We start from the raw sequence: 262 nt of genomic DNA, 5'->3' as shown, positions 1-262 counted from the left end.
CCTTCAAGCAGCGCATTGAAGGTATGGAAGAACTCCTCCTGGGAGCGCTCCTTGTTGGCGAAGAACTGGATGTCATCGATGAGCAGGGCATCGACGCTACGGTAATAACGCTTGAACTCTTCAATGGCGTTATTCTGCAGCGCCTTCACCATATCCTGCACAAACCGCTCGGAGTGCATGTAGATGACTTTGGCGTCCTTCTTGCGCTCCTTGATGGCGTTGCCAACGGCATGCAGCAGGTGGGTTTTGCCCAGACCGGTGC

1 protein-coding gene is annotated in these 262 nt (G+C 54.6%); it reads right to left on the bottom strand.

Annotated features, from left to right (window positions below):
- On the bottom strand, positions 1-262 hold a 262-nt coding region (locus N8M95_RS09255), incomplete at both ends, for a DnaA ATPase domain-containing protein (protein WP_261117094.1).

It is taken from the genome of Streptococcus mitis (assembly GCF_946190325.1).
Lineage (GTDB): Bacteria > Bacillota > Bacilli > Lactobacillales > Streptococcaceae > Streptococcus > Streptococcus mitis_CF.
Note: the sequence above shows the minus strand (reverse complement) of the source record. Positions and strands in the feature narration are given on the sequence as shown.